The 20,674-nt window shown below is 71.1% G+C and carries 18 protein-coding genes; 11 read left to right on the top strand and 7 right to left on the bottom strand.

The window, feature by feature from the left end; translation table 11 throughout:
- Positions 1 to 88: 88 nt before the first annotated feature.
- The gene (gene acnA / locus OG344_RS31185) at positions 89 to 2,863 is read left to right on the top strand and encodes an aconitate hydratase AcnA (RefSeq protein WP_405086155.1); all 2,775 of its coding nucleotides are present in this window, start codon (positions 89 to 91) and stop codon (positions 2,861 to 2,863) included.
- Positions 2,864 to 2,932: 69 nt separating this feature from the next.
- On the opposite strand, the gene OG344_RS31180 is transcribed toward acnA, so the two are convergent.
- Both OG344_RS31180 and OG344_RS31175 read right to left on the bottom strand, forming a co-directional pair.
- Positions 2,933 to 3,265: a type II toxin-antitoxin system PemK/MazF family toxin gene (locus OG344_RS31180; RefSeq protein WP_405086154.1), complete on the bottom strand. Its 333-nt coding sequence runs from the start codon at positions 3,263 to 3,265 to the stop codon at positions 2,933 to 2,935.
- Complete coding sequence (locus tag OG344_RS31175) at positions 3,255 to 3,581, bottom strand: ribbon-helix-helix protein, CopG family (RefSeq protein ID WP_405086153.1); 327 nt, start codon at positions 3,579 to 3,581, stop codon at positions 3,255 to 3,257. Before OG344_RS31175 ends, OG344_RS31180 begins: the two co-directional genes overlap by 11 nt.
- A gap of 448 nt (positions 3,582 to 4,029) precedes the next feature.
- Here OG344_RS31175 and OG344_RS31170 point away from each other — a divergent pair, with 448 nt between their 5' ends.
- Positions 4,030 to 5,298: an RNA-guided endonuclease InsQ/TnpB family protein gene (locus OG344_RS31170; protein ID WP_405086152.1), complete on the top strand. Its 1,269-nt coding sequence runs from the start codon at positions 4,030 to 4,032 to the stop codon at positions 5,296 to 5,298.
- Positions 5,299 to 5,494: 196 nt separating this feature from the next.
- On the top strand, positions 5,495 to 6,220 hold the full coding sequence (locus OG344_RS31165; protein ID WP_405086151.1) for a TSUP family transporter: 726 nt from the start codon (positions 5,495 to 5,497) through the stop codon (positions 6,218 to 6,220).
- A 58-nt stretch (positions 6,221 to 6,278) separates the two neighbouring features.
- On the opposite strand, the gene OG344_RS31160 is transcribed toward OG344_RS31165, so the two are convergent.
- Together OG344_RS31160 and OG344_RS31155 are read right to left on the bottom strand one after the other, a co-directional pair.
- Entirely contained in the window at positions 6,279 to 8,237 is a 1,959-nt protein-coding gene (locus OG344_RS31160; protein WP_405086150.1) for an alpha-L-fucosidase, read from the bottom strand.
- A 353-nt stretch (positions 8,238 to 8,590) separates the two neighbouring features.
- Positions 8,591 to 9,304 carry a FadR/GntR family transcriptional regulator gene (locus tag OG344_RS31155; RefSeq protein WP_405086149.1) on the bottom strand — a complete coding sequence of 238 codons (714 nt, stop codon included), beginning with the start codon at positions 9,302 to 9,304 and terminating at the stop codon, positions 8,591 to 8,593.
- 443 nt (positions 9,305 to 9,747) lie between these two features.
- Here OG344_RS31155 and OG344_RS31150 point away from each other — a divergent pair, with 443 nt between their 5' ends.
- From OG344_RS31150 to OG344_RS31140, 3 genes are read left to right on the top strand one after another with little or no spacing between them, the layout of a single operon-like run.
- Positions 9,748 to 10,836 (top strand): sugar ABC transporter substrate-binding protein, encoded by a 1,089-nt coding sequence (locus OG344_RS31150; protein WP_405086148.1) that lies wholly within the window; start codon positions 9,748 to 9,750, stop codon positions 10,834 to 10,836.
- A 5-nt stretch (positions 10,837 to 10,841) separates the two neighbouring features.
- Positions 10,842 to 12,413 (top strand): sugar ABC transporter ATP-binding protein, encoded by a 1,572-nt coding sequence (locus OG344_RS31145; protein ID WP_327046781.1) that lies wholly within the window; start codon positions 10,842 to 10,844, stop codon positions 12,411 to 12,413.
- Positions 12,406 to 13,458 carry an ABC transporter permease gene (locus tag OG344_RS31140; protein ID WP_405086147.1) on the top strand — a complete coding sequence of 351 codons (1,053 nt, stop codon included), beginning with the start codon at positions 12,406 to 12,408 and terminating at the stop codon, positions 13,456 to 13,458. Before OG344_RS31145 ends, OG344_RS31140 begins: the two co-directional genes overlap by 8 nt.
- Positions 13,459 to 13,588: 130 nt before the next feature.
- Here the strand turns inward: OG344_RS31140 and OG344_RS31135 are convergent, their stop codons facing one another.
- Positions 13,589 to 13,807, bottom strand: coding sequence for a hypothetical protein (locus OG344_RS31135; RefSeq protein ID WP_405086146.1), 219 nt, complete (start codon positions 13,805 to 13,807; stop codon positions 13,589 to 13,591).
- A 177-nt stretch (positions 13,808 to 13,984) separates the two neighbouring features.
- On the opposite strand from OG344_RS31135, the gene OG344_RS31130 reads away from it, so the two are divergent.
- Complete coding sequence (locus OG344_RS31130; RefSeq protein WP_405086145.1) at positions 13,985 to 14,632, top strand: hypothetical protein; 648 nt, start codon at positions 13,985 to 13,987, stop codon at positions 14,630 to 14,632.
- On the opposite strand, the gene larE is transcribed toward OG344_RS31130, so the two are convergent.
- Positions 14,556 to 15,434: an ATP-dependent sacrificial sulfur transferase LarE gene (gene larE / locus OG344_RS31125; protein ID WP_405086144.1), complete on the bottom strand. Its 879-nt coding sequence runs from the start codon at positions 15,432 to 15,434 to the stop codon at positions 14,556 to 14,558. The genes OG344_RS31130 and larE overlap by 77 nt on opposite strands.
- A 13-nt stretch (positions 15,435 to 15,447) precedes the next feature.
- Positions 15,448 to 16,737, bottom strand: coding sequence for an L-fuconate dehydratase (locus tag OG344_RS31120; protein ID WP_327046773.1), 1,290 nt, complete (start codon positions 16,735 to 16,737; stop codon positions 15,448 to 15,450).
- Positions 16,738 to 16,905: 168 nt separating this feature from the next.
- On the opposite strand from OG344_RS31120, the gene OG344_RS31115 reads away from it, so the two are divergent.
- From OG344_RS31115 to larA, 4 genes are read left to right on the top strand one after another with little or no spacing between them, the layout of a single operon-like run.
- A complete protein-coding gene (locus OG344_RS31115) occupies positions 16,906 to 17,754 on the top strand; it encodes a fumarylacetoacetate hydrolase family protein (RefSeq protein ID WP_327046772.1) in 849 nt (282 codons plus the stop codon).
- Entirely contained in the window at positions 17,751 to 18,509 is a 759-nt protein-coding gene (locus tag OG344_RS31110) for an SDR family oxidoreductase (RefSeq protein ID WP_327046771.1), read from the top strand. Before OG344_RS31115 ends, OG344_RS31110 begins: the two co-directional genes overlap by 4 nt.
- Positions 18,506 to 19,426, top strand: a complete 921-nt coding sequence (locus OG344_RS31105) for an aldo/keto reductase (RefSeq protein ID WP_405086143.1) — start codon at positions 18,506 to 18,508, stop codon at positions 19,424 to 19,426. Before OG344_RS31110 ends, OG344_RS31105 begins: the two co-directional genes overlap by 4 nt.
- A complete protein-coding gene (larA, locus tag OG344_RS31100) occupies positions 19,416 to 20,672 on the top strand; it encodes a nickel-dependent lactate racemase (protein ID WP_405086142.1) in 1,257 nt (418 codons plus the stop codon). The genes OG344_RS31105 and larA overlap by 11 nt, the downstream gene beginning before the upstream one ends.
- The last annotated feature ends 2 nt before the right edge of the window (positions 20,673 to 20,674 follow it).

Here is a 20,674-nt window from a genome sequence, read left to right as displayed (position 1 = left end):
GTGACCTGATTGTCAGGAGTGTTCCTTCGGTGCGGGAGGATGCATAGCGAACTTGTGAACAAGCCCGGAACCTGGGGAGGCGACCTTCGTGTCCGCGAACAGCTTCGGCAGCCGTGACACGCTGCGCGTCGGCGACGCGTCGTACGAGATCTACCGGCTGGACGCCGTCGAGGGGTCGGCGCGCCTCCCGTACAGCCTGAAGATTCTGCTGGAGAACCTGCTGCGCACCGAGGACGGCGCGAACATCACCGCCGGCCACATCCGCGCACTCGCCGGCTGGGACCCGAACGCCACGCCGAGCGTGGAGATCCAGTTCACCCCCGCCCGCGTGATCATGCAGGACTTCACCGGCGTCCCGTGCGTGGTGGACCTCGCCACCATGCGTGAGGCCGTCCGCGACCTGGGCGGGGACCCCGCGAAGATCAACCCGCTGGCGCCCGCCGAGATGGTCATCGACCACTCGGTCATCGTGGACTACTTCGGTCACCCCGACTCCTTCCAGCGCAACGTCGACCGGGAGTACGAGCGCAACCGCGAGCGCTACCAGTTCCTGCGCTGGGGCCAGACGGCCTTCGACGAGTTCAAGGTCGTCCCGCCGGGCACCGGGATCGTCCACCAGGTCAACATCGAGCACCTGGCCCGGGTCGTCATGATCCGCGACGGCCGGGCGTACCCCGACACCTGCGTGGGCACCGACTCGCACACCACGATGGAGAACGGCATCGGCGTCCTCGGCTGGGGCGTCGGCGGCATCGAGGCCGAGGCCGCGATGCTCGGCCAGCCGATCTCCATGCTGATCCCCCGGGTGGTCGGGTTCAAGCTGACCGGCAAACTGCCCGCCGGCGCCACCGCGACCGACCTCGTGCTCACGATCACCGAGATGCTGCGTAAGCACGGTGTCGTCGGCAAGTTCGTCGAGTTCTACGGCGAGGGCGTCAGCAGCGTGCCGCTGGCCAACCGCGCCACGATCGGCAACATGAGCCCGGAGTTCGGCTCCACCTGCGCCATCTTCCCGATCGACGGCCAGACGATCGACTACCTCACGCTGACCGGCCGCTCGCCGGAGCAGGTCGCGCTGGTCGAGGCGTACGCCAGGGAGCAGGGCCTGTGGCTCGACCCCTCGGCCCCGGAGCCTGCCTTCAGTGAGTACATCGAGCTCGACCTGTCGACCGTCGTCCCGTCGATCGCCGGGCCGAAGCGCCCGCAGGACCGCATCCCGCTGGCGGACGCCAAGTCGGCCTGGCGCGCGGCGGTGCGCACCTACGTCACCGACGAGAGCATCGAGGGCCCCGCCGACGAGGCGTCGGCCGAGTCGTTCCCCGCCTCCGACTCCCCGGCGATCTCCCATTCGGGGGCCGGGGACGTGCCGCACGCGGTGCGGCGGAACGGCGAGCGGCCGCACCGCCCGACGACGGTCACGCCGGCGGACGGCGCCTCGTTCGAGATCGACCACGGCGTGGTCACCATCGCCGCGATCACCTCCTGCACCAACACGTCCAACCCGTACGTCATGCTCGGCGCGGCCCTGCTCGCCAGGAACGCCGTGGACAAGGGCCTGGCGCGCAAGCCGTGGGTGAAGACCTCCCTCGCCCCGGGCAGCCAGGTCGTCACCGGCTACTTCGAGCGGTCCGGCCTCCAGCCGTACCTCGACAAGCTGGGCTTCAACCTGGTCGGCTACGGCTGCACCACCTGCATCGGCAACTCCGGCCCGCTGGACCCGGAGATCTCCGAGGCGATCCAGGAGAACGACCTCGCGGTCACCGCCGTGCTGTCGGGCAACCGCAACTTCGAGGGGCGCATCAACCCCGACGTCAAGATGAACTATCTGGCCTCGCCGCCGCTGGTCGTGGCGTACGCGCTGGCCGGGACCATGGACGTCGACCTGAACAACGAGCCGCTCGGCGTCGGCGCCGACGGGCAGCCGGTCTTCCTCAAGGACATCTGGCCCGCGCCCGAGGAGGTCGCGGCCGTGGTGTCGGAGTCGATCGGCCAGGACATGTTCCTGCGCGACTACGCCGACGTGTTCAAGGGCGACGAGCACTGGCGGTCGCTGCCGATCCCGACCGGTGACACCTTCGAGTGGGACGCTGACTCGACGTACGTCCGCAAGGCGCCGTACTTCGACGGCATGCCCGCCAAGCCCGAGCCGGTTACCGACATCAGGGGCGCCCGGGTCCTCGCCAAGCTGGGCGACTCGGTCACGACCGACCACATCTCGCCCGCCGGATCGATCAAGGCCGACACCCCGGCCGGTCGTTACCTGCGCGAGCACGGCGTCGAAGTCAGGGACTTCAACTCCTACGGCTCCCGCCGCGGCAACCACGAGGTGATGATCCGCGGCACCTTCGCCAACATCCGGCTGCGCAACCTGCTGCTGGACGGCGTGGAGGGCGGCTTCACCCGCGACTTCACCAAGGGCGGGGAGCAGGCGTTCATCTACGACGCCTCGCAGAACTACCAGGCCGCCGGCATCCCGCTGGTCGTCCTGGCCGGCAAGGAGTACGGCTCGGGCTCGTCGCGCGACTGGGCGGCCAAGGGCACCGCGCTGCTCGGCGTCCGCGCCGTCATCGCCGAGTCGTACGAGCGCATCCACCGGTCGAACCTGATCGGCATGGGCGTGCTGCCGCTGCAGTTCCCCGAGGGCGAGACGGCGCAGTCGCTCGGCCTGACCGGCGAGGAGACCTTCGACATCACCGGTGTCGAGGAGCTCAACGCCGGTGGGACCCCCGCCACCGTGACCGTTCGGGCCGGGGACGTCGAGTTCCAGGCGGTGGTCCGGATCGACACGCCGGGAGAGGCCGACTACTACCGCCACGGCGGCATCATGCAGTACGTCCTGCGCTCCCTGCTCGCCAAGAGCTGACCCGCGTCCGCGTCGGACCTGACGTCGTCCTGGGCAGGATTCAGTCCCGCCCAGGACGACGCCGTCGCCCTACAGCATGTCGGCGACCCAGTCGGTGATCTCCGCCATCACGTCGGGCGGGACGACTCCGATTCTTGTGCCGAATCGTTCGGGTGAGAGCGCACGTAGCTGTTCGACCATCGCCCAGCTCGTCTTCGGCAGCCCCGTCTCCTCGGGCGTCATCTCGATGTGCGTATCCCAGTCGCGGAAGCGCGTCGTCAGCGGCACGGCGAGCACGGGGTCTCGTACAAGCCTGTTGAAGATGTCGTTGCTGACGACGACGGCAGGCCGGTTGTACCCTTGCTCGCGGCCGATCGGCTCGCCGAGGCCAGCCCACCAGATTTCGCCTTGCCTAGCCTTCATTCCTCTCCTTGGGTCCGTCGGGGAGTTCCTCCGGTGGATCGAGCAGACCTTCCCACTCCGGGGCGATGCGATTCGACGGAGGGCCGAGCCACAGGTCGCGCTCCGCGACGTACTCCGCCCAGCTTTCGGGGTCTTCCCTTCGCGTCCGCTCTATCTGCGCCGCGACACGCTGCCAGCGGAGCTTCTTCCGGTGTTCCCTCACGGCGTCCTCGACCAATGCGGTCATGCTCTTGCCTTCCTGCTCCGAGAGTCGCGCTATCAGGTCTCTGATCTCGACACTGACCCGGATCGTCGTGTGGCGTTGCTCGCTGCTCATACTGCGAGGCTACGATGCTGTCTACAAAAGGGTCTACCGACCTGTGGGCCAGTGCTCCGGCGTTCACGCCGGGGGTGAAGGCCCACGCGGGAGTGCCCGCCAGGGCGCGAGCGTGCCCTGGCCCTCCGCCCGTGAACAGGTCGGCTCATGGGTCACGCCCTGGCGGGAGAGGTGCTCACACTGTCCGCTCACATGGGTCGTTTCCGCTGGGTCGATGGAGTGCTTGAGGAACCGTGAGCGGTGTGTTGCCCACGCTTGTGGCGAGGTGGCAGCCGCACCCAGAAGTGCCCGCTCCACGGGGTACCAGCGGCCGGGAGCGCTGTATATCTCGCTGGGATCCGCTCCGAGACGCCCCTTCGGTGCGGTTGGCGTCCGCGCCGTAGATCGAGTGGTGACTCACGGTGTGGATTCCGTCACGGTGGCGTAAACCCGGGGGTACGATCCGGGTGTGGAGGTGGCCAGGCAGGCGCGTGCGCATGTGGCGCGACTCGACCTGAGCACGGCCCAGGTGGCGGTGCTGGACGGTCAGGCGCATACGGCCCGCGCGCTGTGGAACCTGCTGCACGAGTTCTGCACCTTCCGGCAGGGCCGGTTGGCGACGGTGAAGGAGTGCGACGCGGCGATCCGGGCGGCCCGCCGGGAGATCGACTGGATGGGGCGGTTGCCCGCCCAGGCGGCCCAAGCGGTGCTGAAAACCTACCGGCAGGCGTGGGCGAACTTCTTCGACCCCGCCCATCCCGCCGGGCGGCCCACGTTCAAGAGCCGGTCGCGGACCCGGCCGGCGGTGGATGTGCCGCAGGCCCGCGACCTGAACATCACGCGGCTGAATCGGCGGTGGGGTGCGGTCAGTCTGCCGAAGGTCGGGCGGGTGCGGTTCCGGTGGACGAGGGATCTGCCCGGCGTCACCAGGGGCGGCCCGGCCGGGCGGATCACCGGCGCGCGCCTGGTCAAGGACGCCTTCGGGTGGCAGATCGTGTTCCGCACCGAAGCAGTGGTCGGGGCGGCCCCGGCCGCCCACCGGGGCGAGCGGGTCGGGATCGACCGGGGGATCACCGTCGCCCTGGCGTTGTCGGACGGCACGATGCGCGAGCACGGGCCCTGGTTGCGCGACGGCGAGAAGGAACGCCTGCGCCGGCTGGAGAAGACCTCGGCCCGCCGGCGCCGCACTCGCGTTCCCGGCCGGCCCGCGTCCAAACGGCTGGCCCGCACCTATGACCGGATCGCCCGGCTCCGCGCGACAGCCAAGCGCCGAGCCGTGAACTGGCAGCACCAGACCACCACCGAACTCGCGCGCACCTTCGGCGTGGTCGTGGTGGAAGACCTGACGATCACGAACATGGTCCGCTCCGCGACCGGCACGATCGAGCGCCCCGGCCGGAACGTGCGGCAGAAGGCGGGGCTGAACCGCGCCATCACCGGGCAGGCGTGGGGCCGCACGGTCACCCTGCTGGAGTACAAGACCCGTGATCGCGGCGGGCTGGTGGTGAAGGTGCCCGCACCGGGCACGTCGCAGACCTGTCACCGGTGTGGGCACCGTGACCCGGCGGCCCGGGACAAGATCAGGTACGCCTGTGCCAATCCCGCGTGCGGGTGGGCCGGGCATGCCGACACCAACGCCGCGATCAACATACGCAACGCCGCAGGAACCGCGGTGTCAGGACGTGGAGACCTCGGGGCTGCCCGGTCCGCGAAGCGTCAACCCCCGCGCGCCGCCTGACCGCGACACGACGGGAGAATCTCCGGCCTTCAGGCCGGGGAGGAGTTCAAAGAAAACGCTATGGCGCTGTCAGCGGAAGTCTAGGGACCCGTTGACTACTCTCGCAACACTTTTCGATTACTGACGGTGATTGTCTGAGTTCCCGGGCTGGATAACCGGTTGCCGCGGCGTGGGGAGCCCCCGCTAGGGTCCCGCCATGGATCACGAGGTGGCGCTGCTGCTGGTCGCGGGCGTGGCCGTCTTCGCGGGGGCGGTCGTCCAGGGCGGGGTGGGGTTCGGGCTCGGCCTGGTGGCGGCTCCGGTGATCACCCTGCTCGACCCGGCGGTGATGCCCGGCGCGGTGCAGGTCGTCAACCTGACGATGCCACTGTTCACGCTGGCCCGGGAGTGGCGGAGGACCGAGTGGCGGGGCGCGGGCTTCGCCCTCCTCGGCAGGCTGCCGGGAAGCGCCGTCGGGGCGCTGGTGATCGTCTACGTCGGCACGGCGACGCTGGGCGTGCTGGTCGGCGTCATGGTGCTGGCCGCGGTGGTGCTGACGGCCCGGGCCGTCGCGGTGCCCCGCAACGGCGCGACGCTGACCGCGGCCGGGTTCGTGTCGGGCGTCACCGGTACGGCCACCGGGATCGGCGGGCCGCCGATCGCCCTCGTCTACCAGAGCGCCCGCGGCCCGGAGATCCGGGCGACGCTGGCGACGTTCTTCTGCCTGAGCGCCGCGCAGTCGCTCGGCATCCTCGGCCTTCTCGGCAGGCTGCCGGCCCGCGCGCTGGTCGCGGGGGCGGCTCTGGTGCCGTTCGTCCTGCTCGGCCACGCCGCGTCGGGACCGCTGCGCCGCTATCTCGACGGCGGAAGGGTGCGCGCGGCCGTCCTCGCCGTGGCGGCGGTCTCCGCGTGCGCCCTTCTCGGCCAGAGCCTCGCCCGGTGAGCCCGTGCGTGCCCGGCGGACGGCGGCCCGCCCCCGTGAGGGCGGACCGCCCGGCGGGTCAGACCCCGGTGACGGTCCACTGGTTGTTGGCGCTGCTGTTCGGCGTCCACATGCCGACGGCGGAGCCGGCGCTCGTGTAGCCCATGCCGTCGAGGGACGTCCCGGTGCCGCGGTTGACGATCTGGTGGCGGCCGTTGCCGACGTCGTTCAGGCGCCACTGCTGGTTGTTGCCGCCGTTCCAGGCCGCCTGCCTGGCGTTGGCGCCGTTGGTGGTGTCTCCCCAGCTGTCGGCCACCATGCCGTTGGTGCGGTTGACGATCCGGTACCAACCGCCGCCCAGGTCGACCAGCTGCCACTGCAGGTTGTTGCTGCCGTCCCAGTTCCACTGCTTGAGGTTCGAGCCCGACGCCACGTTGCCGCCGCTGTCCAGCACCAGGCCGGTGGCGGCGTTGGCGATCCGCACGTAGCCGGTCGGGGTGCCGCCGGAGCCCGGGGAGGGGATCTGGCCGTTGAAGGTCAGCTTGACCACGTACGCGGGGGCGGTGAACGGGGCGTTGGACGACAGCATCGAGATGTGCAGGCCCGAGCCGTCCTGGGTGCGGTTGGGCAGGTTGGTGTACTGGCCCGCCGAGGAGCCGAGCAGTTGCACCGAGGCCAGATTGTTCAGGTTGATCCGGTTCGAGCCCAGCGTCGCGATGTTCAGCGTGGCGCCCGGCCAGCCCAGCACGGTGGCGTACAGGACCGTGTTGTCCTTGCTGCGGGTGAACCGGATGTCCTGCGCGGTGCCCGCCCGAGGGGTGGTGAAGGAGCCGCCGCCCATCTGCGTGGGCCCCTCGCCGAAGACCGACCAGGCCCGGGTGGCGTAGACGGACTCGCCGAAGCGCTTGAGGTAGTCGCCGATGCCGAGCAGGATCGTCCGCTGCCCGGAGGGGATGGTGCCGTCGGCCATCGGGGCGATGTTGAGGAGCATGTTGCCGTTCTTGCTGACCCGGTCGATCAGCGAGTGCAGCATGGCGTTGAGGGAGTAGTAGCCGATGCCGTTCGTGTAGCACCAGCTGGAGCTGGAGATGCTGTCGTCGGTCAGCCAGTAGGGGGTCTGGATGCCCGCCGGGCCGCCGCGCTCGTAGTCGACCACCTCGCCCTTCGTGTTGTATCCGTCCTTGTACGTGGCGACGACGTCCTTGTTCCAGGCGACCGCCTGGTTGTAGTAGTACGACAGGAAGTTCAGCCGGTACGACTCGGGGATCTGGGTGAGGTTGAAGTCCTCCCAGATGACGTCGGGCTGGTAGCCGTCGATGACCTCCTTGAGCTTGTCGTACCAGAGCTGGTATTCGGTGGTCTTGTCGAGCTGGCCGTACAGCTTCTTGAGGCTGGTGCTGGACTGCGACGGAACCCACTGGTAGAAGCCGGTGAAGTTGTAGGCGTGGTGCATGGCCACCAGAAGCTTGAGGCCCTTGGCCCGGATGGCGTCGGCGTGCAGCCGCAGCAGGTCGAGCCTGGGCCCGGTGGCGACCGAGTTCCACTCGTTCACCCGGCTGTTCCACATGGAGTAGCCGTCGTGGTGCTCGGCCACCGGCCCGGCGAACTTCGCCCCGGCGTCGGCGAACAGCTGCGCCCACTCGTCGGGGTCGAAGTTGCCGCCGGCCGACTTGAGCTTCGGCGCGAACTGCACGAAGTTGCCGGCCTTGTCCCGGGCACCGTTGATGAAGTTGTGGTAGGGCCAGGCCGATGGGTCGCCGAAGACGCTCTTGTGGTGGTTGTTCTCGTTCGACCCACTGTTGTACATGTTGCGCGGATACCACTCGTTGGCGTACGCGGGGACGCTGAAGACGCCCCAGTGGAAGTAGATGCCGAACTTGGCGTCCTGGAACCATTCGGCGGCCGGCGGGTGCTGGTCGACCGAGGACCAGCTCGCGCTGTAGCTCTGCGGGCCGGCGGTGGCCCATGCGGGGCCGGCTTTCAGCACACCTGCGGCGGTGGCGGCCGCGGCCGACGCGAGCAACTGACGGCGGCTCATCCGGAACGAGGGCGAAGACATACGCGTGCCTTTCGGAGAGGGGTTCTGTGGTGCCGCGTACGAGGGTTACTGCTAAGACATGGGATGTCTTTGTAAGGCGGGGCAAGGAGTCTGTCCAGACCCAACCGAGCCGGACGTCCGCCGCCGCCCCCTGTGCCGCCTCCCGGCGCGATGCCGGAACGGCGTCGAACCGCGCACCTCTGGCGACGTTCGCCCATGCCGAACCCTCTGGCGGCCGGGGCCGGGCCCGCTCTGGGATCGGCACCCACGGTGGCGCACCCCGGATGACGGGAGCTCTCCCAAAGGCATGGGATGTCTGTAAGTTTCACAACCCGGCCTCGCCGCCGGTGTGGTCACCTCGGCGGTTCGTCCGCGGGGCCGGGCGCCGAAGGGCCGAGGTTCTCCTTGAGCCAGGTCTCCGTGGTGTTCACGTGCAGCAGCGCGGCCGCCTGGGCGAGGGGCGCGTCGCCGTCCGCGAGCGCCCGGTAGATGGCGGCGTGCTCGGCGATCGTCCGGCCGGCCGCGTTCTCCACCACCAGCCCGCGCCACACACGGGCGCGGAGCGTCCGGCCGGCGATGCCGGCGAGCAGCGCGCACAGCGACTGGTTGCCCGTGGCCGCGAACACGGCGCGGTGGAAGGCGTCGTCGTGGTGGTTGAGCAGCTCCACGTCATCCTGGGCGGCGATCATCGCGTCGAGGTGACGTCCGACCTCCGCGAGCTGGGCGGCGGTGATCCGGGTGGCGGCCAGGGCCGTCGCCACCGGTTCGAACAGCCGCCGCACCTCGGTGATCTCCAGGAGGTCGTCGCCCCGCATCATCTCCACCGCGAGACCGACGCCCTCCAGCAGCAGTTCCGGCTTGAGGCTCGTGACGAAGGTGCCGTCGCCCCTGCGCACCTCCAGCACGCGGGTGGTGACGAGGGAGCGGACGGCCTCCCGGAGCAGGTTGCGGGACAGCCCGAGCTCGGCGGCGAGGTCCTGCTCCGGCGGCAGCCGCGCGCCCGGGGGCAGGGTGCCGTCCTTGATGAGCTGCCGGATGCGTTCGATCGCCTGCTCGGTCAACGACATACCCGAATCCTCGTACGCGGGGGCAGTGAACAGCCACACGGACCCGTGGTGTGCAGGCCCTGGAGCGCCGGATATGGGGCGGCCGGAAAGGGCCGGCAGTGCCCGGAGCTCACGGAAGGTCACTCCGCCGTCTCCTGCTGTGGCGGGAAACATGCGATGTATTCGGTCAGGCCTCCTCGCGCCGCCGAGCCACGGAACCGGTTGCACTCCCAAGTGGAGCGGCACTTTATCCAGGAATTTCGGGGGTTTCGGTGATTGCGACGCCCGGAGGTCTGGACACTGACCTGGTTTTGGCCATAGAAAGACATCCCATGTTCTGTCAATAATGAGCACGTCCGAGGGCAGCCTCGCCGGAGGCTCGCGCGTCCCGGCGCGGGCTCGATCGCATCTGCGGGCGCGATCGGCCACGGCAGGCCCGTCGTGGCGATGCAGAAGGAGAGACTATGAGAAGCAGACGCTTCGGGGCCGTGCTGATTCTGGCCGCTTCGGGCTGCCTCGCCGCCGCGTGCGGGGGGAGCGGCGGTTCCGGCGGCGAGGGGACCGCGGCCTCCGGCGGGACGGACACGGCGGCGAAGCCGGTGGTCGGCGTCGACTACCCGCGGTCGGACACCGACTTCTGGAACTCCTACATCCAGTACGTGCCCAAGTTCGCCGACGAACTGGGCGTCGACCTCAAGACCACCAACTCCCAGAACGACGTCGCCAAGCTGGCCGCGAACGTGCAGACGCAGATCGGCCAGGGCGTCAAGGCCGTGGTCATGGCGCCGCAGGACACCGCCGCGGTGGCCCCCACGCTGCAGCAGCTGGAGGGCAAGAAGATCCCCGCCGTGCTGGTGGACACGCGCCCCGACACGGGGAACGCGTTCATGGTCGTGCGCGCCGACAACCGCGCGTACGGGGAGAAGGCCTGCAAGTTCCTGGGCGAGAAGCTTCAGGGCAAGGGCAAGGTGGTCATGCTGGAGGGCGACCTGGCCTCCATCAACGGCCGGGACCGCACCGAGGCGTTCGACGACTGCATGAAGCAGAACTACCCCGGCATCACGGTCTTCGGCGAGGCCACGAAGTGGGACGGCGCCGTGGCCGCGCAGAAGCTCTCCACGAGGCTCACCGCGAACCCGGACATCAAGGGCGTCTACATGCAGTCGAGCTTCGCTCTCGCCGGCACGCTGCAGGTGCTGAAGCAGCGTGACCTCCTGGTGGCGCCGGACGACCCCAAGCACGTCTTCATCGTCTCCAACGACGGCATTCCCCAGGAGCTCAAGGACATCGCCGCCGGGAACATCGACGCCACCGTCTCGCAGCCCGCGGACCTCTACGCCAAGTGGGCGCTGTCGTACGCGCAGGCCGCGGCCGAGGGCAAGACCTTCCAGCCGGGCCAGACCGACCACGACAGCACCATCATCGAGGTGCGGCCCGGCCTGCTGGAAGACCAGCTCTCCGCGCCTCTGGTCACGGCGGACGGCGGTACGTACGGTGACATCTCCAGCGTCAAGCACGACGACAAGTCGCTGTGGGGCAACAACCTGAGCTGAGAGGCATGACAATGGGCGATTTCGCGGCAGGGCCCGCGAGCCCTTCGCCCGCCCGTGACGGCGTGCCGGTCCGCACCGGCCCGCCCGTCGCCGAGGCGGAAAGCATCACCAAGAGATACGGCGAGACGACGGCGCTGGACCGCGCCCACATCACGATCAGGCAGGGGGAGACCCACGCGCTCGTCGGACGGAACGGCGCCGGCAAGTCGACGCTGGTCTCCATCCTCACCGGCCTGCAGGCGCCCGACGAGGGCGAGGTCCGCTTCGCCGGGACCCCCGCGCCGCGGTTGTCCGACCGCGACGCGTGGCGGGAACGGGTCGCCTGCGTCTACCAGAAGTCCACGATCATCCCTGAGCTGACCGTGGCGGAGAACCTGTACCTGAACCGGCACGACCGCAACCGGTTCGGACTGGTCGGCTGGAAGGGCGTGTGGCGGAAGGCCGCCGAGCTCCTGGAGGCCTGGTCGGTGGACGTCGACGTCCGCCGGCCGGCCGGGGAGCTCGGCGTGGAGCAGCGGCAGTTCGTGGAGATCGCCCGGGCGTTGTCGTTCGGCGCGCGGTTCATCATCCTGGACGAGCCGACCGCGCAGCTCGACGGCGCGGCGATCTCCCGGCTCTTCGACCGGATGCGGGCGATGCGGGACCAGGGAGTGACCTTCCTGTTCATCAGCCATCACCTGCAGGAGATCTACGAGATCTGCGACACGGTCACGGTGTTCCGGGACGCCCGGCACATCCTGACCGCGCCGGTGACCGACCTGCCGCAGGGCGAGCTCGTCGCGGCGATGACCGGGGAGGCGGCCGGCCTGCGGGAGCACGCCGTCCGCCCGCCCGTCCCGGACGGCACCCCGGTGGTCCTCGACGTCCGGGGACTGACCGACGGCGACGTCTACCGGGACGTCGACCTGCGGGTCCGCGAGGGAGAGATCGTGGGCCTGGCCGGCCTCGGCGGCAGCGGGAAGACCGAGCTCGCCGAGACGATCGTCGGCCTGCGGGCCCCGCAGGCCGGGATCATGGAGGTGGCCGGCGAGCGCCCGCGTCCGGGGAGCGTGCCGGACTCGCTCGCGGCGGGCGTGGGGTTCGTCCCCAGGGACCGGCACCACCAGGGGCTCGTCCCGCTGATGTCGATCGCCGACAACACCACGATGACCGTGCCCGAGCGGCTCGGGTCGGCGGGGTTCGTCAGCGGGCGCCGCAGGGACGCGCTGGCCCGCGAGATGATCGGCAATCTGGCGATCAAGACTCCCGGCCCGGACCTGCCGGTCTCCGGGCTGTCCGGCGGCAACCAGCAGAAGGTGGTGATGGCCCGCGCCCTGGCGAACGACCCCCGCCTGCTCGTGCTGATCACCCCGACCGCCGGGGTCGACGTCCGGTCGAAGGAGTTCCTGCTCGAAAAGGTCGAGGAGATCGCCGGAAACGGCACCGGTGTCGTGATCGCCTCCGATGAACTTGACGATCTGCGGCTGTGCAACCGGGTGCTCGTGCTGTTCCACGGCCGGGTCGTCGCGGATCTTGCCGCCGGCTGGCACGACCACGAGATGGTGGCCGCCATGGAAGGAGTCGACCTCGATGCCTGAGACCACCGCCGCCCACCCCGGGACGGGGCACCCCCAGGGCTCCGCGCCGCCGGAGAGCGCGGAGACGGGAAGGCGCCGCTCTCCGATCCCGCTGGCCCGGCTGCGGGACTTCGCCCTGGTCCCCGCGATCATCGTGATCGCGATCGTCGGCCAGATCGTGAGCCCGATCTTCCTGCAGGCCGACAACCTGATCAACATCCTGCAGACGATGTCGGAGATCTCGCTGCTCGTCCTGGCGCAGACGCTCGTGCTGGTCGCCGGCCGGATGGACCTGTCGCTGGAGTCGACCTTCGGGCTGGCTCCCGGGGTGGCCGCCTGGCTGACGGTCGCGGCGGGGGCGGGACACGGGCTCGGGCTGGTGCCCGGGGCGTGGGCGATCCCGATCACCCTCCTGGTCGGCGTGCTCGTCGGAATGGTGAACTCGCTGTTCATCGTCCGATTCGGGCTCAACGGCTTCATCGTCACGCTGGGCATGCTCATCGTGCTGCGCGGCCTTCTGACGGGCATCTCCGGCGGGCAGACCTTCTTCAACCTCCCGGCGCCCATGGCCTACCTCGGCTCGGCGATGTGGTTCGGCGTGCCCGCGTCGATCTGGATCTGCCTGCTGCTGTTCGCGGCCGGGATCGTGCTGCTGGGGTTCACCCGGTTCGGGCGCGCGTTGTACGCCATCGGCGGCAACGTGGACGCCGCCAAGGCGGCGGGCATCCGTACGGACCGGGTGCTGTGGATCACGCTGATCTCCGCCGGCGCGCTGGCCGCGCTCGGCGGGCTCCTGCTGTCGGGCCGGCTCGCCTCCGTCGCCGCCTCCCAGGGGAACGGAGCGATCTTCACGGTGTTCGCGGCCGCCGTCATCGGAGGGGTCAGCCTCAACGGAGGCAAGGGAACGGTGTTCGGCGCGTTCACCGGCATCCTGCTGCTCTACATGATCCAGAACGTCCTGACGCTGGCGGGCGTGCCCGCCCAGTGGATCGACGCGCTCAACGGGGGGATCATCCTGACCGCCCTGGCGATCTCCCGGCTGACCGGGGGCAAGTCACAGAACTGAGGGGTTCCGGGCACTGAGGGGTTCCGGGCACTGAGGGGGTTCCGGCAGCCCGGGCACGGCTGCCGGAACGCCTTCGCGCGGCCGCCGCACCATGCCGGGCCGGATCACGGGCACAGCTCACGGGCACAGCTCACGGGGTCGCGGCGGCGACCGACTCCCGGAGGCGGACGGGCATCGGCACCCGGTGCACCGTGCCCTCCCGGACCGTGCCCTCCCGGACCGTGCCCTCCCGGACCGTGCCCTCCTGCGCGGTGCCCTCCGGCGCGGCGTCGTCACCGTCACGGCCCATCTCCGCGAACAGGACGTCCACCGCCCTGCGGCCCAGGACCCAGGGAGGCCCGGGGAACACGACGATGGTCCCCGGGCTGGAGATCTACCGACCTGTGGGCCAGTGCTCGGCGTTCACGCCGGGGGTGAAGGCCCACGCGGGAGTGCCCGCCAGGGCGCGAGTGTGCTCTGGCCTTCCGCCCGTGAGCAGGTCAGCTCATGGTCACGCCCTGGCGGGAGATGCTCACCTCCATCAGCGGTGCTGGACGGTCAGGCGCATACGGCCCGCGCGCTGTGGAACCTGCTGCACGAGTACTGCACCTTCCGGCAGGGCCGGTTGGCCTCGGTCAAGGAGTGCGACACCGCGATCCGGCAGGCCCGCCGGAAGATCGACTGGATGGGGCGGCTGCCCGCCCAGGCGGCGCAAGCGGTGCTGAGAACCTACCGGCAGGCGTGGGCGAATTTCTTCAACCCCGCCCATCCCGCCGGGCGGCCCACGTTCAAGAGCCGGTCGCGGACCCGGCCGGCGGTGGATGTGCCGCAGGCCCGCGATCTGCAGCTCACGCGGGTGAACCGGCGGTGGGGTGCGGTCAGTCTGCCGAAGGTCGGGCGGGTGCGGTTTCGGTGGACGAGGGATCTTCCCGGCGTCACCAGGGGCGGCCCGGCCGGGCGCATCACCGGAGCCCGCCTGGTCAAAGAAGCCGATGGCTGGCACATAGTGTTCCGGACCGAACGCCAGGCGCCCGCCCCGGCCGCCCACCCCGGCGAGCGGGTCGGGATCGGTGGTCGCGCCTGTCACCGGGCCTATCACTGGGCCCACCACCGGGCCCTCAGGAGGGGAGCAGCGGCAGCAGGGCGTTCAGCCGCCCGGGCGCGAAGCCTGAGAGATCCAGCGAGCAGAAGGTGAAGCCGGCGCCGCGGACGGCGGCGTCGACGCGCTCGCGCGCCTCGGTCACGCGTGGGATCTCGTCCCGCGGCACCTCCACCCGGGCGAGCGTGCCGCCCGCGTGCGCGCGCACCCGGCACACCGGGAAGCCGAGACCGCGCAGCGCGGCCTCGGCGGCCTCGACCCTGGCCAGCACTTCTGGCGTGACCGGGTCGCCGTAGCTCACCCGCGAGGCCAGGCACGGCGCGGCGGGCTTGTCGGCGGTGACCAGCCCGAGCCCGCGGCTGACCAGGCGGACGCCGGCCTTGGTCAGCCCGGCGTCCACCAGCGGCGCGACGGCTCCGCGCTCGGCCGCGGCCCGCTGCCCCGGGCGGTGGTCGCCGAGGTCGTCGAGGTTCGTCCCGAGGGCGACCCGGGCGCCCATCGCCGCCGCCAGCGGCGCGACGGCGTCGAACAGCGCCGACTTGCAGTGGTAGCACCGGTCGGCGCCGTTGGCGGCGTACTCGGGCCGTTCGGCCTCGTCGGTGCACACCTCCAGGTGGGCGAGGCCGTGGCGCCGCGCGAACGCGCGGGCGGCGGCCCGCTCGGAGGCGGCCAGGCTGGGGGAGACCGCGGTGACGGCGAGGGCCCGCCGGCCGAGCACCCGGGCGGCGGCGAAGGCGAGCAGCGCGGAGTCGGCCCCGCCGGAGTAGGCGACGACGAGCGCGTCCTCCCGGCGCAGCCGGGCCGTCAGCCGCTCCAGGGCGTCGTCAGCCGTGTCGCCGGCCGTGTCGCCGGTCGCATCGCCGGCCGTGTCGTCCGACCTGCCCGGGCGGTCACTCATCGGCGCCTCCACGTCAGCCTCCCCAGCGGTGCCCGTCAGGGTAGCGGTAGCCGGCGACGGACTCGTCGTGCATGCGGGCGTTGTAGCCGGGCGCGCCGGGCAGCCGGTAACGGCCCCGGTCGATGTGGACCGGGTCGACGAAGTGCTCGTGCAGGTGGTCGACGTACTCCAGGACGCGCCCCTCCAGGCTGCCGCTCACGCAGACGTAGTCGACGACCGACATGTGCTGGACCAGCTCGCACAGGCCCACCCCGCCCGCGTGCGGGCAGACGGGCACGCCGAACTTGGCCGCCATCAGCAGGATCGGCACGATCTCGTTGACCGAGGCGAGCCGGCACGAGTCGATCTGGCAGAAGTCGATCGCCCCGGCCTGCAGGAGCTGCTTGAACATGACCCGGTTGTGCGCGTGCTCCCCGGTGGCCACGCCGACGGGCGCGATCGCCTTGCGGATGGCCGCGTGGCCGAGCACGTCGTCGGGGCTGGTCGGCTCCTCGATCCACAGCGGCTCGTACGGCGCCAGCCGGTTCACCCACTCGATGGCCTGGGGCACGTCCCACACCTGGTTGGCGTCGATCATGAGGGTCAGGTCGCCGATCTCCTCGCGGGCGATCGCGAGGCGGCGCACGTCGTCCTCCAGGTTGGCGCCGACCTTGAGCTTGACGTGGGTCCAGCCGTCGGCGACCGCCTCGCGGCACAGGCGGCGCAGCTTGTCGTCGTCGTAGCCGAGCCAGCCCGGTGTCGTGGTGTAGCCGGGGTAGCCGTGCGCTGCGAGCTCGGCGATCCGCTCCTCACGGGTCGGAGCGAGCCGGGCCAGCATCTCGACGGCCTCGTCCGGGGTCAGCACGTCGGACAGGTAGCGGAAGTCGCAGGCCGCGACCAGCTCCTCGGGCGTCATGTCCGCCACGAACCGCCACAACGGCTTGCCGGCCCGGCGGGCGGCGAGGTCCCAGGCGGCGTTCAGCACGGCCGCCGCGGACAGGTGCACCACCCCCTTCTCCGGGCCCAGCCAGCGCATCTGGCTGTCGGACATGATCTGGCGGTAGAGACCGCCGAGGTTCCCGGCCAGCTCGTCGACGTCGCAGCCGGTCAGCCGTGCTCCGATCTGCCGCGCGGCGGTCACGCACAGGTCGTTGCCACGTCCGATGGTGAACGTCAGGCCGTACCCGGCGAGATCGCTGTCCGTCTGCAACACGACGTACGCCGCGGAGTAGTCGCCGTCCGGGTTCATGGCGTCCGACCCGTCGAGCGTCGCGGAGGTCGGGAACCTGATGTCGATCACGTTCACCGAGGTGATCGTCGGCATGGGCGAACTCCAAATGATCCGATGAATGTGATTCGAACAGTATGGTCACGTCCACCTGAGGTCAAGTAAGTCGGCAAACATCCCAATCAACGGCTTTACTTCAACCCGATGAATCTGACAGGCTCGTCACCACACTTGCCCCTGTGAACCAGTCGGAGAAGACAGATCGTGAAGCTGTTGCGGGTGGGTCCGCCGGGTTCTGAGCGGCCCTGTGTCATGGGTCCCGGCGACCGGGTGCTGGACCTGTCGTCACTGACGACGGACATCGACGGCGCGTTCCTCGCGGGAGGAGGCGTCGACCGGGTGCGGACGGCCCTGGCGGAGGGCTCGCTGCCCGAGGCGGAGCCGTACGAGCGGGTCGGAGCGCCGGTGGCGAGACCGGGGAAGGTCGTCTGCATCGGCCTGAACTACTCCGACCACGCCGAGGAGACCGGAGCCGCCCTCCCGGCCGAGCCCGTGGTCTTCATGAAGGCGTCGAACACCGTCGTCGGCCCCGACGACGACGTCCTGGTGCCGCGGCGCAGCGTGAAGACCGACTACGAGGTCGAGCTGGCCGTCGTCCTCGGCGGCACCGCCCGCTACCTGTCCTCCCCGGAGGAGGCGGCCGGTGTGATCGCCGGATACGCGATCTCCAACGACGTCTCCGAGCGGGAGTTCCAGAACGAGCGCGGCGGCCAGTGGGACAAGGGCAAGTCGTGTGAAACTTTCAACCCCCTCGGCCCCTGGCTGGTGACGCCCGACGAGGTCGGCGACCCCCAGGCCCTCGGCCTGCGGCTGTGGGTGAACGGCGAGCAGCGCCAGAACGGCGACACCAAGAACCAGATCTTCGGCGTGCACCACGTGATCTGGTATCTCAGCCAGTTCATGGTGCTGGAGCCCGGCGACGTGGTGAACACCGGCACCCCCGCCGGGGTGGCACTCGGCCGCGGCCCCCAGGCCTACCTGCGGGAGGGCGACGTGGTCGAGCTGGAGGTCGACGGCCTCGGCCGGCAGCGCCAGCGGATGGGACGCGCATGAGCGAGATCGGGGGCGGCGCCGGAGGCGAGTTCGAGGGGCTGGTGGCGGTGGTCACCGGCGGCGCCTCGGGCATCGGCAGGGCGGTCGCCGAGGAGCTGACCGCGCGGGGCGCCCGGGTCGCGGTGCTCGACCTCAAGGACACCGAGTTCACCTGCGACGTGACCGACGACGCCGCCGTACGGCGGGCGGTCGCGGCGGTGGCCGAGCGGTACGGCCGGATCGACGTGCTGGTGAACAACGCGGGCATCGGCGCGGCGGGCACGGTCGCCGACAACGACGACGCCGAATGGCTGCGGGTGTTCGACCTCAACGTCGTCGGGATCGCGCGCGTCACCCGGGCGGCCCTGCCGCACCTGCGGGAGTCCCCGCACGCGGCGGTCGTCAACACCTGCTCGATCGCCGCCACCGCGGGGCTGCCGCAGCGGGCGCTGTACTCCGCCTCCAAGGGGGCCGTGCTCGCGCTGACCCGCGCGATGGCGGCCGACCACATCCGCGAGGGCATCCGCGTCAACTGCGTGAACCCCGGCACCGTCGACACCCCCTGGGTGGGGCGGCTGCTGGACGCCGCCCCCGACCCGGCCGCCGAACGGGCCGCGCTGGCCGCCCGCCAGCCGCACGGCCGGCTCGTGACGGCGCAGGAGGTCGCCCACGCCGTCGCGTACCTCGCCAGCCCGAGGGCGGGGTCGACCGCCGGGACCGAGCTGGCCGTGGACGGCGGCATGGCCGGCCTGCGACTGAGGCCGGTGGGCTCGTGAAGGTGTCCCTCGGGCCCTACGGGCTCGGCACCGCGCCGCTGGGCGGCCTGTTCGCGCAGGTGGACGAGGAGCAGGCCGAGCGGACGCTGGCCGCCGCGTGGGAGGCGGGCGTCCGCTACTTCGACACCGCGCCGCACTACGGCACCGGCCTCGCCGAGGAGCGCCTCGGGCGCTTCCTGCGCGGCCTTCCCGGCGGGGCGGGGGAGGCGGTCGTCTCCACCAAGGTCGGCCGCGTCCTGGTGCCCGGCGAGGGCGAGGAGGACGGCTTCCCCGGCCGCACGCAGTACGTGCGGGTGCGGGACTACAGCCGCGACGGCGTGCTGCGCTCGCTGGAGGACAGTATGCGGCGCACCGGGCTCGCCCACTTCGGCATGGTGTTCATTCACGACCCCGACGAGCACTGGGAGCAGGCCGCGGGGGAGGCGTTCCCGGCCCTGGCCGAGCTGCGCGACCAGGGCGTCGTCGGGGCGATCGGCGCCGGGATGAACCAGACCGCGATGCTGACCCGGTTCGTCCGGGAGACCGGCGTCGACGTGGTCCTCGTGGCCGGGCGCCACACCCTGCTCGACCGGTCGGCGGAGGAGGAGCTGCTGCCCGAGTGCGCGCGGCGCGGTGTCTCCGTCGTCGTGGGCGGGGTGTTCAACAGCGGTGTCCTGGCCGGCGGCGGCACCTACGACTACGCCGCCGCCCCGCCCGAGGTGCTCGACCGGGCGCGCGAGATGGCCCGCGTCTGCGCGTCGTACGGCGTGCCGCTGCCCGCGGCGGCGCTGCGGTTCCCGCACCGGCATCCGGCGGTGACCAACGTCCTGATCGGCGCGCGCACCGCGGAGGAGATCACCGAGGACCTGGAGCTGGCGGCGGCGGACATCCCCGACGCGCTCTGGGACGATCTCGAAGGCCTGGGCCATGCGGGTTGACCTCGCCTACGGCGCCGACGGCCTGACCGTCGACCTTCCCGACGACCGGACCACCGTGATCACGCCGGTGGCCCGGCCGGTCGTCCCGGACGAGGCCGCCGAGCTGCGGCGGGCCCTGCGCGAACCCGTCGCGGGACCACCGCTGCGCGAGCGGGTGCGCCCCGGCCAGACGGTGGCGATCTCCGCCTGCGACGGGACCCGGCCCCAGCCCAGGCACCTGATGATCCCCGCGATCCTGGACGAGCTGGACGGGATCGCCGACCCCGGCGACGTGGTGATCCTGGTCGCCACCGGCACGCACCGCGGCAACACCCCCGCAGAACTGCGCGCGATGTTCGGCGACGAGGTCGTGGACGCCGTACGGATCGTCAACCACGACGCGCGCGACGCGTCGTCGCTGCGGTGGATGGGCCGGCACGGCAAGGACGTGCCGGTCTGGCTGAACCGCGAGTGGACCGACGCCGACGTGCGGATCACGACGGGGTTCGTGGAGCCGCACTTCTTCGCCGGGTTCTCCGGCGGCCCCAAGCTGGTCGCGCCGGGCCTCGCCGCCCTGGAGACCGTGCTCACCCTGCACGACGCGGCCCGCATCGGCGACCCCCGCGCGACCTGGGGGGTCATCGAGGGCAACCCCGTCCACGACGACGTCCGCGCGATCGCCGCGGCGACCGGCGTCACCTTCGCCCTCGACGTCGTGCTGAACCGGGAGCAGAGGATCGTCCGGGCGTTCGGCGGCGACCTCGCCCCGATGCACGCCGCCGCCACGGCCGCGGCCCGCGCCGCCGCGATGCGGCCGGTCGCCGAGCCGTTCGACGTGGTGGTCACCACCAACGCCGGCTTCCCGCTGGACCAGAACCTCTACCAGTCGGTGAAGGGCATGAGCGCCGCCGCCCAGGTCGTCCGCCCCGGCGGGACGATCATCTGCGCGGCCGAGTGCCGGGACGGGTTCCCCGACCACGGCTCCTACCGCGAGGTGCTCACCTCGGCGGCCTCGCCCGACGCCTTGTTCGAGGAGATCTCCCGCCGCACCGAGACCATCCCCGACCAGTGGCAGGTGCAGATCCAGGCGCGCATCCAGCGGCGGGCCCGGGTGATCATGCACACGGCATATCTCGGTGACGCCGACCTGGCCGCCGCCCATCTGGAGCGGACCGAGGACGTCGCCGCCACCGTGCGGGCCCTGCCGGGGCGGGTGTGCGTGCTGCCGGAGGGGCCGATGACCATCCCCTACCTCGCGGGAGAGTGAGC

It is taken from the genome of Microbispora sp. NBC_01389 (genome assembly GCF_045040095.1).
In the GTDB taxonomy this organism is placed as follows: Bacteria; Actinomycetota; Actinomycetes; order Streptosporangiales; family Streptosporangiaceae; genus Microbispora.
The sequence above is the reverse complement of the archived record's forward strand: the minus strand, read 5'-3'. Positions and strand labels throughout refer to the sequence as shown.

Excerpts from the sequence above, each read along its gene's own strand:
- OG344_RS31160 (WP_405086150.1), bottom strand. The coding sequence starts at position 8,237 with ATGAGCCGCCGTCAGTTGCTCGCGTCGGCCGCGGCCGCCACCGCCGCA.
- OG344_RS31120 (WP_327046773.1), bottom strand. The coding sequence starts at position 16,737 with ATGCCGACGATCACCTCGGTGAACGTGATCGACATCAGGTTCCCGACC.
- OG344_RS31155 (WP_405086149.1), bottom strand. The coding sequence starts at position 9,304 with ATGTCGTTGACCGAGCAGGCGATCGAACGCATCCGGCAGCTCATCAAG.
- OG344_RS31110 (WP_327046771.1), top strand. The coding sequence starts at position 17,751 with ATGAGCGAGATCGGGGGCGGCGCCGGAGGCGAGTTCGAGGGGCTGGTG.
- OG344_RS31175 (WP_405086153.1), bottom strand. The coding sequence starts at position 3,581 with ATGAGCAGCGAGCAACGCCACACGACGATCCGGGTCAGTGTCGAGATC.
- OG344_RS31140 (WP_405086147.1), top strand. The coding sequence starts at position 12,406 with ATGCCTGAGACCACCGCCGCCCACCCCGGGACGGGGCACCCCCAGGGC.
- OG344_RS31165 (WP_405086151.1), top strand. The coding sequence starts at position 5,495 with ATGGATCACGAGGTGGCGCTGCTGCTGGTCGCGGGCGTGGCCGTCTTC.
- OG344_RS31150 (WP_405086148.1), top strand. The coding sequence starts at position 9,748 with ATGAGAAGCAGACGCTTCGGGGCCGTGCTGATTCTGGCCGCTTCGGGC.
- larE (WP_405086144.1), bottom strand. The coding sequence starts at position 15,434 with ATGAGTGACCGCCCGGGCAGGTCGGACGACACGGCCGGCGATGCGACC.
- OG344_RS31180 (WP_405086154.1), bottom strand. The coding sequence starts at position 3,265 with ATGAAGGCTAGGCAAGGCGAAATCTGGTGGGCTGGCCTCGGCGAGCCG.
- OG344_RS31145 (WP_327046781.1), top strand. The coding sequence starts at position 10,842 with ATGACAATGGGCGATTTCGCGGCAGGGCCCGCGAGCCCTTCGCCCGCC.
- larA (WP_405086142.1), top strand. The coding sequence starts at position 19,416 with ATGCGGGTTGACCTCGCCTACGGCGCCGACGGCCTGACCGTCGACCTT.